A 13,143-nucleotide genomic window follows, 5' to 3' on the forward strand; every position below is an offset into this window, starting at 1 on the left:
AGAATTGTCCGCTTTTTTTGTCGTTAAATTTACTGAAATGATTTGGATAGGACTTAATTTAGGATGGTAAATTTTAGCATACGAAAATGTAGTAAACTCTGGTACCAGATAACTAGTTGATAAGAGTATCAAACAGAATTAGTTCTGACTGCATTCCGGGCTGCTTGTCGTGGAACGCGGCCGACGCTGATCTGAGCCAATTAAAAATCAAATTGTCTCAGATACAGGTCTTGTACTAGGCGGTAAACCGCCAAGAACAATTTGGCGGCTGACGACAAGATCCCTCCATTCCGTCTGGAGTTAAGGTAGTGCACTTTATTTTTGTTAGCATTTCAAGACAGTATTTGTAAGACTATTTGTTTAGGATAATGAACATACCTTATTGACAAGTTATCTTAGTAAACCTGACAACTGCAATCAAACTATTTGAGTCCACTATCCAATATGACAACAATTCAAATTTAGTTGAGTTATCCCACATACACAGCCTTAAATTCTAGCAATGATTGAGCGCAGTAAATCGACTCCAGACGGAATGGAGGGCGTGGTTGTCAGCCGCCAAATTATCGTTAGTGCTTTAGCACTTACGATAAGACCTGTATTGGAGACTTTCGATAGAAAGGCTTCAATCAGCGTCGGCCGCGTTCCATAACCAGCAAGCCCGGAATGAAGTGCAGAACCGATTCCGTTTCTGCACTCAATCTTAGCTTAAATCAGTAATACTGTTGTTAACCAACTACTCGCTTTTGTGTAATTGCGCCTGGATTCTATCGTGGTATTCAGCCGTTAATTGGTTGATGGTGTGATCCAAGATTTGCCCAAATTTGTCGGTTAATTGTTGCTTGGCCAAAATAACGACTTTAGCACTAACACTATAGTCATAGACAATTGCGGCAATGCTACTGATAATCGCCTCGTATTGCTGACAATTCGGCAGTTGATCAAACTCATCAAATTGATTGCGGACAAATAACTGACCATCACTGAGAAAATTTGTTTTGAGAAATGTTGTTGGTTGCTTCATTTTTTTAAGGGTTATTTTCTCAGCAAGATAGGCTTGAAAAGAAGCTTCACTCAGGTCCAGTGGTAAGACGTTAAAATAATAATCTTCAAAGTAGCCACGGATTTTTTTGGCAAATTTTGGTGCCAGACAGGTGTTGATTACGTCAGCGATGAGTTGATTTTGACTCAGGCGTTTCGTGCCTTGGACGACATCCTTCAATAGCGGGTCAGCTACTAAATGATCAATCAGCACGGCAGTCTGGGGCTTGGCAGCTAATTGATTGAGCTGTTTCTCGCCAAGGTGCAATGTTTGCGCCATGGTTTGTTTGTCTTGGGAAGACAAATCAGTTGCACCTAAAACATAATCCAAATCAACCTCGTATAAATTACAAAGATCAATTAGTTGAGGCAAGCTAGGGAGTCGGTTGGCAGCATATTCGCTATTGCTTTCCCAGTCAGAGACCGAGTTGCGACTGATGCCATTGCCTAAATGAATTTTCTGGGCCACTTCTTGCTGAGTGAGGTGCTTGGCCAAGCGCAGTGCTCGCAGGCGGGTACTGATAACTGTCGCATTGATTTGGTATTTCATCACGAGCTTCCTTTCAAATTAGCGTCAAAAATATTGACATTATTGTATCACGAAAGAAGTAAAAAATGTCAGTTCATGGCATAACGATCGACACCAAATCTATAGTAAAATAATCCTGTCAAGAATAATTTTATCCAGTATTTAATTTAGCAAATTCAAAATAATTAAGGAGGCGCAACCGAATGAACTTGAAATGGTTGAACAGGGCCTGTTTTGGTGATTATTTATTAACCACAGTTACCGGCGAACACTATTTTTTGCACCTGGCCCACGAACGGAATTATCTTTGTGACGTTGAGGAGTTAAACAAGCCAATTGAAGAGCAGCAGCTTAAACCGATTTATAGTATTGAGCGTTTAAGAGTTGGTGCCCGGGCCTTATTTATCTTTATGCCCAAAAGTCGCGGTGAAAAATTGGCGATTTGGCCCACTGAGAAAATTTCGACGATTACTAATTATGTGCAGTCCGGTTTAGAGGCAAGGTCATGAGTCAGTTGGCCTATTGGGAAGTGGCCCAACAAATGGCGATGGCAGCTTATGCTGATCGAGTTGATCAATTTGGTCAGCCAGTGATTAAACAGTTGAAGGCCATCGTCACCTTAATCACCACGGATACCCTTTTTCAATGGTTGTTGCAGGCCAGTGTTGAGTATCGTAGTCAGGATCGGGAATACATTCGCCAACATTTTGCTCAAGAGGGGATCAGTTTGGCTACGGAAACAGCCCCAGACTTTGACCCTTATACGCAATCAGGACCGGTCGATTTGGTTGGATCTATTGTTGCTGATAAAATTCAGCAGCGGCTACAACAGATACTGACGGCGGTTGTTTATTTGCAGGGAATCGTCAAAGATAGTTCTCAAAAACAACTGGCGGCATTACAACAGCAAGCAATGCCCCAAGTCGTTTTGCAGATTTGTACATTATTGAATTCCACTACCAATCTTAGTCAGCGCAGTTACTTCATTAAGTTGCGCGAGCATGATTTGGCGACAATCGTTAAACTTGCTGAGTTGAATCATGATTTGACAATGATCCAAACACTGCCACGAACAGAGCAGGATGTCGAGCAGCAGCAACATGATCAATGGGCAATTAATATTCTGAAGTCTAAATATAGTTTAAAAATCAGTCCGTTAGTTCCCAATCGATCTGAGCTAACTGCTGATAGTTAGGAGTTTTGTATGCGGACCTTACTTGTGGGGGATACCCATTTGAAGAACCGAATTATTTTGCCAATTGTCGCCGAAAAAGCGGTGGCCTTGAAGTGCCAGCAAATCGTGTTATTAGGCGATTACGTTGATGAGTGGCATCAGGAACAAAAAGTGACGCTGTATCGGGCTGAAATGAATTATTTATTGCAGTGGAAGCAGGCCATGATTCAGCGAGGTTTCAAAGTTGTGACCTTACTGGGAAATCATGATAGTGCTTATTTGACCCGGACCATTCATCCGTATTCTTTACAAATCGCCAGTGGTTTTGAGTGGGTTCGCAGTCAGTTTTTGCAATTAGGTTTGCAAGTGGCTCTGAAAATTGATGATTTTTTAATCACCCATGCTGGACTGTGCTGGGGCAATGATTTAGAGACTGATTATTTCCGACCAATTACAGCGCAGGATTTCCGCATGGTTAAAATGCTGGCTGAACGGGTTGGTCAAGCGCGAGGCGGCCGTCATTGGAATGGTAGTCCGATTTGGGCTGATTATGAGCACGAGTTGTTGGACGCGCCGAATCCGCATTTTTTAAAGCAAATCGTCGGCCATACGCCGGTTCGCCAAATCACGCTGACGAGCGACCGACCTGATCAGTTAATTGATATTGATACGTTTAGTATTCATGGCAATTTCATGAACCATTTATATGGTGATGGTAGTTTATTACTGCTCGATCATGGTCAGCTCGAAGTTGTTGCGACTGATTGGACCACCGCACCAGCTGTGCAAACTTATTTACACGATGAAATATATGTTCATTAAATTTAGCTCAAAACTTTAATCAATCAAGAAAGGGTGTCATCACTGAATGATGATCAAGCAGCTTAGTAAAAATATGAAAGTAATTACGATTAATTTGCCACCGCTAGAAAAAGCCCATCCCCAATTGGCGACGAGTGCGTTGTCAGTGTCAGAACGAGCCCAAATTGCCCTGCAGAAAATTGCCCAAAATGATCCTGAGGTAGTTTTTTTCATTGAAGAATATGGTCCGGTATTCGCAGAAGTCGAGGCTGCCTTGGCCGATCGGTATCAGTTCGTTTATCCTGACGGCTTTCAGCCCAGCGTCCGTGCTTATGCTGGGGTGGTCGCAGCGGTCAAGCGGTCACTAGAAGTCGAAGCTCAATTGGACGGCCGCTATTTCAAAGTGGCTCAGACAGCGAAAATATTAGGATTACGCTTAGCTGGCCAGTGGTTCTTAGGGGTGCATTATCCGCAACCAGCTCATGCTGAAGAATTTGATCAACAATTGAAGGCTTATTTGCCCCAACTGCAGCCTAAAATGATTGCTGGCGACTTTAATCCGCTCCGCGGGACGCAACCAATCATTACCGGCTACCGCGATTTGCTAGCCGACGAAAAAGTGACTTCATTATTTAACAACAAATTGGATTTCGTTTTTGTTCCTCGCGGTGACGCTCACCAGCAAACTAAAATTTTCGACACTTCGCTGATGACCTCGCGAAGTGATGTTTTCCTTTCGGATCATGCCTTAACCGGTTTAGTGGTCAATGAGTAAAAAACCGTTGCTTTAATTGGGATGGATCCTGGCGATAGGGTACGCTTGCTAAGCTTAGTCATGGTCGTTCGTTATTCAAACGGCCATCTTCAGATTACAGGAGGTCAAGAAATGTCAGTAAATCAGTTCAGTTTTTACGCCATGAGTGATATTCATGGAAATTATGATGCATTCGACCGGGCGCTAAGGTTTGTGACCAGTTATTCGACCTTAGTTTTGCTGGGGGATTATGTTGATGAAGGGCCGTCCTCTAAGCAGGTGTTGGAGAAATTATATCAGCTTGATTTTGATCCGACTTTAAAAACTATTATTCTTTTTGGCAATCATGATGAGTGGTTTTACCAATGGCTACATACACCAGAATTGGCGCCCACAGCTTATGCCTCGAAAATTGGTTGGGCGACGATCTGCAGTTTCTTCAGTCCAATTGAACTGCAAAAAATAATGACTGCCACTCATCAAGTTGGAACCCCGCAAACATTTGATGATCTTAACGAAGCATTTGAGAACGAATTGCGGCGGCGCATTTTAAACGATAATCCTGAATTAATGGCATGGTGGACTGCCGAATTTCATGAAAAACGCTATTATGAAACTGAACAGCAAATCTTTGTTCATGCTGGCATTGCCGAGGACTTAGGTGAGTACTGGGCTTATGATAGTGATGACCTCTTAACAAAGAAGTATCCAGCTACGACTGGTGATTTTCAGAAGGATATTATTGCCGGCCATATTCATACTGAAGAAATCACCCATGATCGGCAATATTTTGGTCATTTGTATTGGGATCGGCACAGCCATTTTTATCTTGATGGTCATACTAGTGAGAGTGGCATTGTGCCAGTGTTGCGGTTCGCTACGATCATCAATCAATATGCCACCTTTAAACAGCCCGTCTACAATTATCATGTCGAGCTTGAACATATCAAGCCTGACCACTAGAAACTGATGAAGGTGTTGAAACAGAATTGGTTCTGGCTCTGTTCCGACTGCTTGGTGTAGAAAGTGCTGTCGACGTTGATTGAAGCTAAATACAAGTCAAAGTTCAAAAACAAAACCGTGTGGAGTGATGAAACGGAATTGGTTCTGACTCCATTGCGGGCTTGCTGGTTGTGGAACGCTGCCGGCATCGATTTCAGGCTTTGTTGCATCAAATCTGAAATACAAATCTTGAAGTTGTGACATAAGTGTAAAAACGGCATTGGTTCTGACTCTGTTCCGGGCTGCTTGGCGTGGAATGCTGCCGACATTGATCTGAGCCAATTACAAACCAAATTGTCTCAGATACAAGTCTTATTGTAAGTGCTAAAGCACCAACAATAATTTGACGGCTGACGCCAAGATCCCTCCACGCCGTCTGGAATTGATGTGGTTCACTGTATCCTTAATAGCGCTTAATGCAATTGTAGTGAGGGTATAGCAATCTGATTCAAATTGTTGTTTCAACAAATAGTAATACCAAAAGTCTGTCTAGCACCTTTCTTGGTTAGTTCCAGAAAGATTGTCAAACAGGCTTATTAATATACTGCCATCTATTTTTCTAAATAGTAGTGCTTCATGCGGTTAATTTACTTGAGTGGTTACTAGGTGATTGGCGTGTAACTTTACTAGATTTGACTTGAAATCAATCAAATTTACATTGAACTAAATTAGTTCTAAACGCAGTGGAGGTCGCTGGGTTGTAAGTCGCCAAATTCTTCTTGCCGCTTTAGCGGTTAGAAGAAGGGTTGTATTTGAGATTGTTGCAAAGCAATAAGCTCAAATCAATCCCGGCAACGTTCCACAACCCGACGGCCGCAACGGAGTTGTCCGCCATTCTGCCTACAACTGATTCAGATTAGCTAGTCAACTATAAATCGATTGTGCAAAATTCAAATGATTGACTTTTCCAGTTGAGACGCCTTTAATAAAGACTATCAAGTAAGAATTAGACGAAGATGGAGGCCATTTTTATGAAAAAAGAAAGTGCAATTTTTGCGGGTGGCTGTTTCTGGTGCATGGTTCATCCCTTTGATCAATATCCTGGTATTATCAAAGTGACTTCTGGATACACTGGCGGTCACGTGGTCAATCCGACGTATGAGCAAGTTTGCTCGGGCACAACTGGACATACTGAGGCTGTCCAGATTGAGTTTGACGCTGAAGTAATCAGTTATCCCGAATTACTGCAGATTTATTGGCAGGTGACTGATCCGACTGATGCTATGGGTCAATTCCAAGATCGTGGCGATAATTATCGGCCGGTGATCTTCGTCGCTAATGATGAACAGCGCCAGCAAGCGGAGGCTTCTCGTGCGGCTTTAGCTGCCTCTGGTCGTTTCAAGGAACCAATTGTCACAAAAATTGAATCAGCTCAGCCATTTTATCCGGCCGAAGAGTACCATCAAGACTTCTACCGCAAAGATCCATTACGGATGCAATTAGAAGAAGCCGGTGGTCGGGAAAAGTTTATTAAGGAACATTGGTCGAAGTAAAAGTTTAAATAAAAAGACGCCATTTCACACGAGCTGTTAACCAATAGTTTAGCTTGGCTAGTTTGTCGTTTTAAACCTTGTTCTTTATCTAAGAAAAATCTCGAAATGAATCCCACTATTCGAAAAAAGTTATAGCGCCAAATAAAAAATGTTTGCCAATTTCTCTTGATAATCAGAGATTGGCAAACATTTTTTAGATGATTTGTTTATCACATATGACATCAATTTTGGCGATTCTACGGCAATTGCCTGAATCATCAAAGTTTGAATAAGATTCAAACTTAACTTCAGACAGCCCGGAACAGAGTCAGACTACGCATATTTTAGCATTCCCTAATTAAATGATTGCCAGCAGCTAATATCTTTGTTAATTCAACGCTGAATATGATAGAGTTGAATTAAGGAGAGTGGAATCGATGGTCGAGTTTTTCGTAAGTTTAGCGCCCTGGCAACAAGCCTTGTTAGGAACACTATTTACCTACTTAATGACGGCATTAGGTGCTGCGCTAGTTTTTTTCTTTAAAAGTATTAATCAGAATGTGATGAATTTAATGCTGGGTTTTGCTTCAGGGGTAATGATTGCGGCCAGTTTTTGGTCATTGTTGGATCCGGCGATTGCCCAAGCCGAAGCAAATGATAGTATCCCTTGGTTGGTCGTTGCGATCGGTTTTGCGGCTGGTGGTCTGTTTTTGTACGCCGCCGATTTGTTGTTGCCCAAGTTGGTGATCACTCAGGCGGCCGATAGTAAACAGGGGTTCCCTGATTATCTGCGGCGGACGATCTTACTGGTCTTTTCAATTACCTTACACAATATTCCTGAAGGTTTGGCCGTCGGGGTGGCGTTTGGCGCAGTTAGCCAAGCAGCTGACCCGAAAATTGCCTTGGCCGCCGCCGTGTCAGTTGCCTTAGGAATCGGGATTCAGAATTTCCCAGAAGGCGCGGCTGTTTCAATTCCAATGCGCCAGGGAGGTACTAGTCGAGCAAAGGCCTTCTTTTACGGTCAGGCTTCCGGGCTAGTCGAGCCCTTCGCCGGAATCCTAGGTGCGTTATTAGTCAGCTCTATGACCAAAATTCTGCCTTACGCACTGGCTTTCGCAGCGGGAGCCATGATTTACGTGGTCGTTGAAGAATTGATCCCAGAAGCGAAAGAATCGGCCGCTAGTCATAGTCACATGGCTATTCTTGGCGTGATGAGCGGTTTTATTCTGATGATGGTTCTCGACGTTGCCTTAGGCTAAAGTTGCCTAAGAAAGCTAGCCAAGTTTTAGGTGGTTGCCTGTAAAAAAACTGACGGTTGTCGCCTATTCTTTTGCGAATTGTGTTACAATAATGGCACATTATGAACCTTAGAGAGGACCCAATCATCAATGTTTACAGATATTGACAAAATGATGAGACGTCATTCTAACTTATCGAAGTTAACCATGGCGTTTTTTTATGCAATTGCGGTTTCAATTGCCTTAAATTTCTTTTGGACCCCAGGGAAGATTTATTCTTCCGGGATCACTGGTGCGGCTCAGGTTATTGCCAGTATCACCGAAAAATCACCGATTCCCATTACCACGCCAATCTTATACTTTGGCTTAAATATTCCGTTGTTTATTCTGGCTTGGTTCAAAATTGGCCATCATTTTACCTTCTTTACGTTTGTGGCCGTTTTGTTGTCGACGATCATGATGCATTTGATGCCGTCAATTCATATTACGTTTGATCCCATTGTCTGTGCGATTTTTGGTGGTTTGATCAACGGTTTTGGAACCGGCATGGCCTTGAAGAATGATATTTCAACCGGTGGTCTGGATATTATTGGGATTGTCCTGCGTAAGAAAACCGGTCGTAGTATGGGGACCATTAATATCTTTTTCAATTTGATCATTATTGCCGCGGCCGGATTTGTTTTCGGCTGGGTTCACGCGCTTTATAGTGCAATTGGCATCTTCATTAATGGTCAGGTAATTGACATGGTTTATACTAGTCATCAGAAGTTGCAAGTGATGATTGTGACCAACCAACCGAAGTTAGTGGTCAATGAAATTCAACGCTCAATGCGGCGGGGGATCACGATTGTTCATGATGCTGAGGGTGCCTTCAAGCACGAAGAGAAAACGATTTTGTTTACGATTATTTCGCGCTACGAGATGCACGATTTGGAAGACGCGATGCGTGCTTCTGATCCTTACGCTTTCGTTAGCATTACCGAATCCTTTAAGATTCTCGGTCATTTTTACGAACCTAAAGTCGAATAACAATTTATTCAGGGAGGTTGCTTATGTCAGATGAACTTTTAATTGGCTCACACGTGAGTCTCAGTGGTAAAAAAATGTTAGTTGGTGCTGTTGAAGAGGCGGCTTCTTACCAAGCAAATGCAATGATGGTCTTCACTGGCGCACCGCAAAATACCCGGCGGAAACCCATTGCGGAATTAAATATTCCTGCTGGACAAGCCTTAGCTGAAAAAGACGGCATTAAAAGTATCGTCGTACACGCGCCTTACATTATTAATTTAGGCAATACTAAAAAGCCTGAGTCACTGGAGTTTGCGATTGGTTTCATGCAAGAAGAAGTCCGTCGTGCTGACGCTTTAGGGGCGGTAGCGATTAGTTTCCATCCCGGCGCTCATGTTGGCGCTGGCGCCGATGCAGCCATTACTCAAATTGCCCAGGCCATGGATCAAATTTTAAGTGCTGACCAACACGCCACGATTGCTTTAGAAACTATGGCTGGTAAGGGAACTGAAGTTGGCCGGACTTTTGACGAGTTGGCGCAAATTATTGACCGCACCCAAAACAATGATAAGTTGTCGGTCACTTTCGATACTTGCCATACCAGTGATGCTGGTTATAATATCAAAGACGATTTTGATGGCGTGCTGAATGAATTTGACCATATTATTGGGTTGGATCGCTTAAGTGTGATTCATTTAAATGATTCTAAAAATCCTCAAGGTAGTCACAAGGATCGCCACACGAATCTTGGCTTTGGCACGATTGGTTTTAACGCGCTAAATCACGTTGCCCACCATCCCCAATTAACCACGGTTCCGAAGATCATGGAAACACCATACGTTGGTGTGACTGATGATGCTAAAGGCACCATTGCACCTTATGCTGCCGAAATTGCCATGCTGCGGGCGCAAAAATTTGATCCCGAAATGATCACAAAATTGCGGGCTAATGCCTTGGTTTAAGCAGGGCCCATTTGCTTCAAAAAAGTGTTGTTGTGTATTATTAAATAAACCGAGCAATTCCCAATGAGAATTGCTCGGTTTTTAAATAGTTTTAGGCATTTAACTAGCTAGCAAAGATATTAATCATGACTAAAAAGGAATGGAACTTTTGAAAAAATCTGGTATTTTATTAGTTAACCTGGGTACACCTGCAGACGATTCGCCGGCGGCAGTGCGACAATTTTTAAAGAAATTTCTTTCAGATCGACGCGTTATTAAAACCAATCCGATTTTGTGGCAAATTATTTTGCGGACGATGATTTTACCGAATCGGCCCAAGAAATCGGCTAAATTATACGAACAAATTATGACTGCTGATGGCTTTCCGTTGTTGAACTATACGCTGGCCCAACAACAAAATTTACAAGAATTATTGCCAGATTATCAGGTGGCTGTGGGGATGTCTTATAGTGATCCCAGCATTGAACAGGCATTAGACGATTTGTTGGCTCAAGGCGTGAATGATTTAACCGTCGTGCCCATGTATCCCCAATATTCAGGGACCACAGTTGGCTCCGTTTTTGACAGTGTGGTCAATTACTTTCGGCGGCATGACGCGATTGTTGATTTGAAGTTTATTCGTTCTTATTACGATCAACCAGCTTACATTAACTTTTTTGCAGCTAAAATTAAAACGGCATTGGGCCAACAGTCGTTTGATGCGATTGTTTTCTCGTATCATGGCATTCCAGTGTCGTATGTGACTGATGGTGATCATTATCCTGATGAATGTACCACCACCACTAAATTGATTATGGCCCAAGTTGCTACTAAACTGCCTTATTATCAAACTTATCAGTCAAAATTTGGCCCCGCCGCTTGGTTAACACCAGCTACTGATGCAACTTTGAAGGAGTTACCAAAACAGGGAATCAAAAAAATTTTGATTGTGGCGCCAGGTTTTGTGACTGATTGTTTGGAAACAATTGTTGAATTAGAAGATGAGAACAAAGGCTATTTTATGGCTAATGGTGGTGAGCACTTCACTTATTTAGCACCGTTTAATGATGATCCTGATTTTGCACAGGTCATTAAAGACACCCTAATGATTTAGCTGTTTCATGGATTCGCTGCGAACCATTTTTTGATTAAAAACCAATCTAAAAAAAATAACGAACAATTCTTTAGCAGAATTGTTCGTTATTTTGATGTTAAGTGGAACTAGTTGCTTTTTAAGAACACTTTTCAACCGCGAAAGCTCGTTTTATTTTAGAAAAACATTTCTACTGACCAGCTCAAAACTGCCTGTGAGAGGTTGGTTTTTATGATGGCTATCAGTTAGGACTAACTTTAACCAAACCAGTCGGCGTTACCTTAAAGAAACCGGTGCGATATTGCTGATGGTATGTTTTGTCCAGCATCACAGTAAAGGTCCGATGCCATTCCGGCAAAGCAACGTATTGATAAGTCTGAAGGGTTTGTTTAAAACGAGCGGGTGACATCATGAAATTTTCTTGGCCGACAACTTGGTCAGTGAAGAAATAATAACGACCGACATAACCTGCATAGTAATTATCAACATCGGTCAAATGCGGATCGACCAACAGGATTTTATGGTGATTTAACTTGGTTTGCTGCGGAGCAATTTTCTTCAATTGTACCGGAAGTTGTTCCTGACCTAAGGTGTTATTGTATTCAATGCCATTGATTTCAGAGAACATCAGAATAACCGAGAAAATCATCAGACCTAGCGCGGTAATTTGATAAATATTCTTGGTGATAATTGAATGGAAGGAACGCAAGTCGCGCCGGGAAATGTTTTGCTCATGAAAAGCATGATCTATGGCGACAACCAGGGCCATTACCGCCAGCAACAGATTTAAAACCACCATGCTGGCCAAATAACGTTCACTACCATCCAGCTTGATGGCTTCTGCATAAGGCATGGAAACCAAGTACATCGCTAAAACACTGAAATAATAAAGGATAAAGCTTAAATCTAGGGCCAATAAAACCTGGCCAAGATTATTTTTTTGATGAATAATAATTCGAATAATGAGCCAGCTGATCAGTAACAGTAGGTTAATTAAAATCACACCCTGCGTTGATAGAGAATCAAGGCTAAAAACTTGCTGGCAGAACTGATGAACGATTTTCAGGATAACGGATCGACTTTCGTGACTGAGCTGTTGTTGATAAGCCTGGCGACTAATTTGATGTTTGGCAACTTTGGTAAAAGTGGTTTTGACGTGCCAACTCCACCACAGAAAGGGCAGGTAACTAAGCCCCAGACTTAATAAAGTCGCCAGGAAATGCGCTAATTTTTGTCGCAGGCGTTGGCCGCGTGGTTGCGTTATGGTGAGATAGCCTAAGTAGCAAGCTATCATGATGACGTACATTGTCCCCGAATTTTTGGTCAGCAAAAGGACGCTCATAAAGACGCTGCCACTGAAATATTGGCGGTAAATCTGCGCTCTTTCAGCGTAAATGGTGGCGATGGCGGCTGCAGTCACCACTGGCAATACAAAATCGACTAAGAGATTATTCATGCGAATGGCAATATTGAAAATATTAATCACCGCAATCGCAAAACAAAGGATGAAGCCATTTAAAGCCCGGGTTCGATCGCGAAGTACCGCAAAAAGTGCGTACAATGAGGCCCAGATCAATAAAAATTGGCCCACTAATAAAGCACCGTCGCTAAAACCCACCCATTTGCTGAAAGCGGTGATGAAAAGGGCTGTAGCTGGAGGATAGGCGGTAAAAGAAATTAATGAGTCAGCAGCCGTCGGTAAATGCCCGCTAAATAACAAAAACTTTGCGATCAAAGCCCAGTGAGAGTAATTGTCATAATGAATCAACGGGCTGTGCCATAAAACCCGACCTAAAATAATGCCGATACTCAGCATCCACACGTCAAAGTAATGCAAACCTTCAAATTTAATTTGATTGTGGTGAGTCACAGTTAAAACAAGCTCCACCAAAACTAAGCAGATGCCCAAAAAGACGATGCCTTTCAGGGCAAAATTTAATAAATTGACCATAGCAAAAAAATAAAGGATTAGAATCTGTAGCAACATGCCCAGAATCCAAGCACCATATTTGTTAAAGCTGAATTGCCGCAGCGTCGAACTGTAACCAATTTGTGCGATTAGAAAAAGTATTAAACCGAGAATAACCAAA

The 13,143-nt window shown here is 42.4% G+C and carries 13 protein-coding genes; 10 read left to right on the forward strand and 3 right to left on the reverse strand.

Translation table 11 applies throughout. The features are described from left to right. Positions 1 to 736: 736 nt before the first annotated feature. Complete coding sequence (locus EKM82_RS00440; RefSeq protein ID WP_125766364.1) at positions 737 to 1,591, reverse strand: helix-turn-helix domain-containing protein; 855 nt, start codon at positions 1,589 to 1,591, stop codon at positions 737 to 739. Positions 1,592 to 1,773: 182 nt separating this feature from the next. Between EKM82_RS00440 and EKM82_RS00445 the strand changes: the two genes are divergently transcribed. The 5 genes from EKM82_RS00445 to EKM82_RS00465 all read left to right on the forward strand — a co-directional run bounded on the left by EKM82_RS00445 (position 1,774) and on the right by EKM82_RS00465 (position 5,262). Further along, positions 1,774 to 2,079: a hypothetical protein gene (locus tag EKM82_RS00445; protein ID WP_125766365.1), complete on the forward strand. Its 306-nt coding sequence runs from the start codon at positions 1,774 to 1,776 to the stop codon at positions 2,077 to 2,079. Beyond that, positions 2,076 to 2,765, forward strand: coding sequence for a hypothetical protein (locus EKM82_RS00450; RefSeq protein ID WP_125766366.1), 690 nt, complete (start codon positions 2,076 to 2,078; stop codon positions 2,763 to 2,765). The genes EKM82_RS00445 and EKM82_RS00450 overlap by 4 nt, the downstream gene beginning before the upstream one ends. Before the next feature lie 9 nt (positions 2,766 to 2,774). Next, positions 2,775 to 3,566 (forward strand): metallophosphoesterase, encoded by a 792-nt coding sequence (locus EKM82_RS00455; RefSeq protein ID WP_125766367.1) that lies wholly within the window; start codon positions 2,775 to 2,777, stop codon positions 3,564 to 3,566. Between the two features lie 46 nt (positions 3,567 to 3,612). Continuing rightward, on the forward strand, positions 3,613 to 4,320 hold the full coding sequence (locus EKM82_RS00460) for an endonuclease/exonuclease/phosphatase family protein (protein ID WP_125766368.1): 708 nt from the start codon (positions 3,613 to 3,615) through the stop codon (positions 4,318 to 4,320). 111 nt (positions 4,321 to 4,431) lie between these two features. Beyond that, a complete protein-coding gene (locus EKM82_RS00465; RefSeq protein WP_164508020.1) occupies positions 4,432 to 5,262 on the forward strand; it encodes a metallophosphoesterase in 831 nt (276 codons plus the stop codon). On the opposite strand, the gene EKM82_RS11145 is transcribed toward EKM82_RS00465, so the two are convergent. Continuing rightward, the gene (locus tag EKM82_RS11145; RefSeq protein ID WP_164508021.1) at positions 5,259 to 5,522 is read right to left on the reverse strand and encodes a hypothetical protein; all 264 of its coding nucleotides are present in this window, start codon (positions 5,520 to 5,522) and stop codon (positions 5,259 to 5,261) included. The two genes, EKM82_RS00465 and EKM82_RS11145, sit on opposite strands and share 4 nt — an antisense overlap. Positions 5,523 to 6,272: 750 nt before the next feature. Between EKM82_RS11145 and msrA the strand changes: the two genes are divergently transcribed. The 5 genes from msrA (at position 6,273) to hemH (ending at position 11,074) form a co-directional block, all read left to right on the forward strand. Then, positions 6,273 to 6,794: a peptide-methionine (S)-S-oxide reductase MsrA gene (msrA, locus tag EKM82_RS00470; protein WP_125766370.1), complete on the forward strand. Its 522-nt coding sequence runs from the start codon at positions 6,273 to 6,275 to the stop codon at positions 6,792 to 6,794. A 416-nt stretch (positions 6,795 to 7,210) separates the two neighbouring features. After that, positions 7,211 to 8,032 carry a ZIP family metal transporter gene (locus EKM82_RS00475; RefSeq protein WP_125766371.1) on the forward strand — a complete coding sequence of 274 codons (822 nt, stop codon included), beginning with the start codon at positions 7,211 to 7,213 and terminating at the stop codon, positions 8,030 to 8,032. Between the two features lie 129 nt (positions 8,033 to 8,161). Beyond that, a complete protein-coding gene (locus tag EKM82_RS00480; RefSeq protein WP_125766372.1) occupies positions 8,162 to 9,040 on the forward strand; it encodes a YitT family protein in 879 nt (292 codons plus the stop codon). A 23-nt stretch (positions 9,041 to 9,063) separates the two neighbouring features. Then, positions 9,064 to 9,981, forward strand: coding sequence for a deoxyribonuclease IV (locus tag EKM82_RS00485; protein ID WP_125766373.1), 918 nt, complete (start codon positions 9,064 to 9,066; stop codon positions 9,979 to 9,981). 148 nt (positions 9,982 to 10,129) lie between these two features. Then, positions 10,130 to 11,074 (forward strand): ferrochelatase, encoded by a 945-nt coding sequence (hemH, locus tag EKM82_RS00490; protein ID WP_125766657.1) that lies wholly within the window; start codon positions 10,130 to 10,132, stop codon positions 11,072 to 11,074. Between the two features lie 220 nt (positions 11,075 to 11,294). Here hemH and EKM82_RS00495 read toward each other — a convergent pair whose 3' ends face one another. Beyond that, positions 11,295 to 13,142: a glycosyltransferase family 39 protein gene (locus EKM82_RS00495; RefSeq protein ID WP_125766374.1), complete on the reverse strand. Its 1,848-nt coding sequence runs from the start codon at positions 13,140 to 13,142 to the stop codon at positions 11,295 to 11,297. Position 13,143: the final 1 nt, after the last annotated feature.

It is taken from the genome of Lapidilactobacillus wuchangensis (assembly GCF_003946645.1).
GTDB lineage: Bacteria > Bacillota > Bacilli > Lactobacillales > Lactobacillaceae > Lapidilactobacillus > Lapidilactobacillus wuchangensis.

What these genes read in the sequence shown, in the direction of transcription:
- EKM82_RS00445 (WP_125766365.1), top strand. Translation starts at nt 1,774, where the DNA reads ATGAACTTGAAATGGTTGAACAGGGCCTGTTTTGGTGATTATTTATTA.
- EKM82_RS00450 (WP_125766366.1), top strand. Translation starts at nt 2,076, where the DNA reads ATGAGTCAGTTGGCCTATTGGGAAGTGGCCCAACAAATGGCGATGGCA.
- EKM82_RS00440 (WP_125766364.1), bottom strand. Translation starts at nt 1,591, where the DNA reads ATGAAATACCAAATCAATGCGACAGTTATCAGTACCCGCCTGCGAGCA.
- EKM82_RS00485 (WP_125766373.1), top strand. Translation starts at nt 9,064, where the DNA reads ATGTCAGATGAACTTTTAATTGGCTCACACGTGAGTCTCAGTGGTAAA.
- EKM82_RS00475 (WP_125766371.1), top strand. Translation starts at nt 7,211, where the DNA reads ATGGTCGAGTTTTTCGTAAGTTTAGCGCCCTGGCAACAAGCCTTGTTA.
- EKM82_RS00460 (WP_125766368.1), top strand. Translation starts at nt 3,613, where the DNA reads ATGATGATCAAGCAGCTTAGTAAAAATATGAAAGTAATTACGATTAAT.
- EKM82_RS00480 (WP_125766372.1), top strand. Translation starts at nt 8,162, where the DNA reads ATGTTTACAGATATTGACAAAATGATGAGACGTCATTCTAACTTATCG.
- EKM82_RS11145 (WP_164508021.1), bottom strand. Translation starts at nt 5,522, where the DNA reads ATGCCGTTTTTACACTTATGTCACAACTTCAAGATTTGTATTTCAGAT.
- msrA (WP_125766370.1), top strand. Translation starts at nt 6,273, where the DNA reads ATGAAAAAAGAAAGTGCAATTTTTGCGGGTGGCTGTTTCTGGTGCATG.
- EKM82_RS00465 (WP_164508020.1), top strand. Translation starts at nt 4,432, where the DNA reads ATGTCAGTAAATCAGTTCAGTTTTTACGCCATGAGTGATATTCATGGA.
- EKM82_RS00455 (WP_125766367.1), top strand. Translation starts at nt 2,775, where the DNA reads ATGCGGACCTTACTTGTGGGGGATACCCATTTGAAGAACCGAATTATT.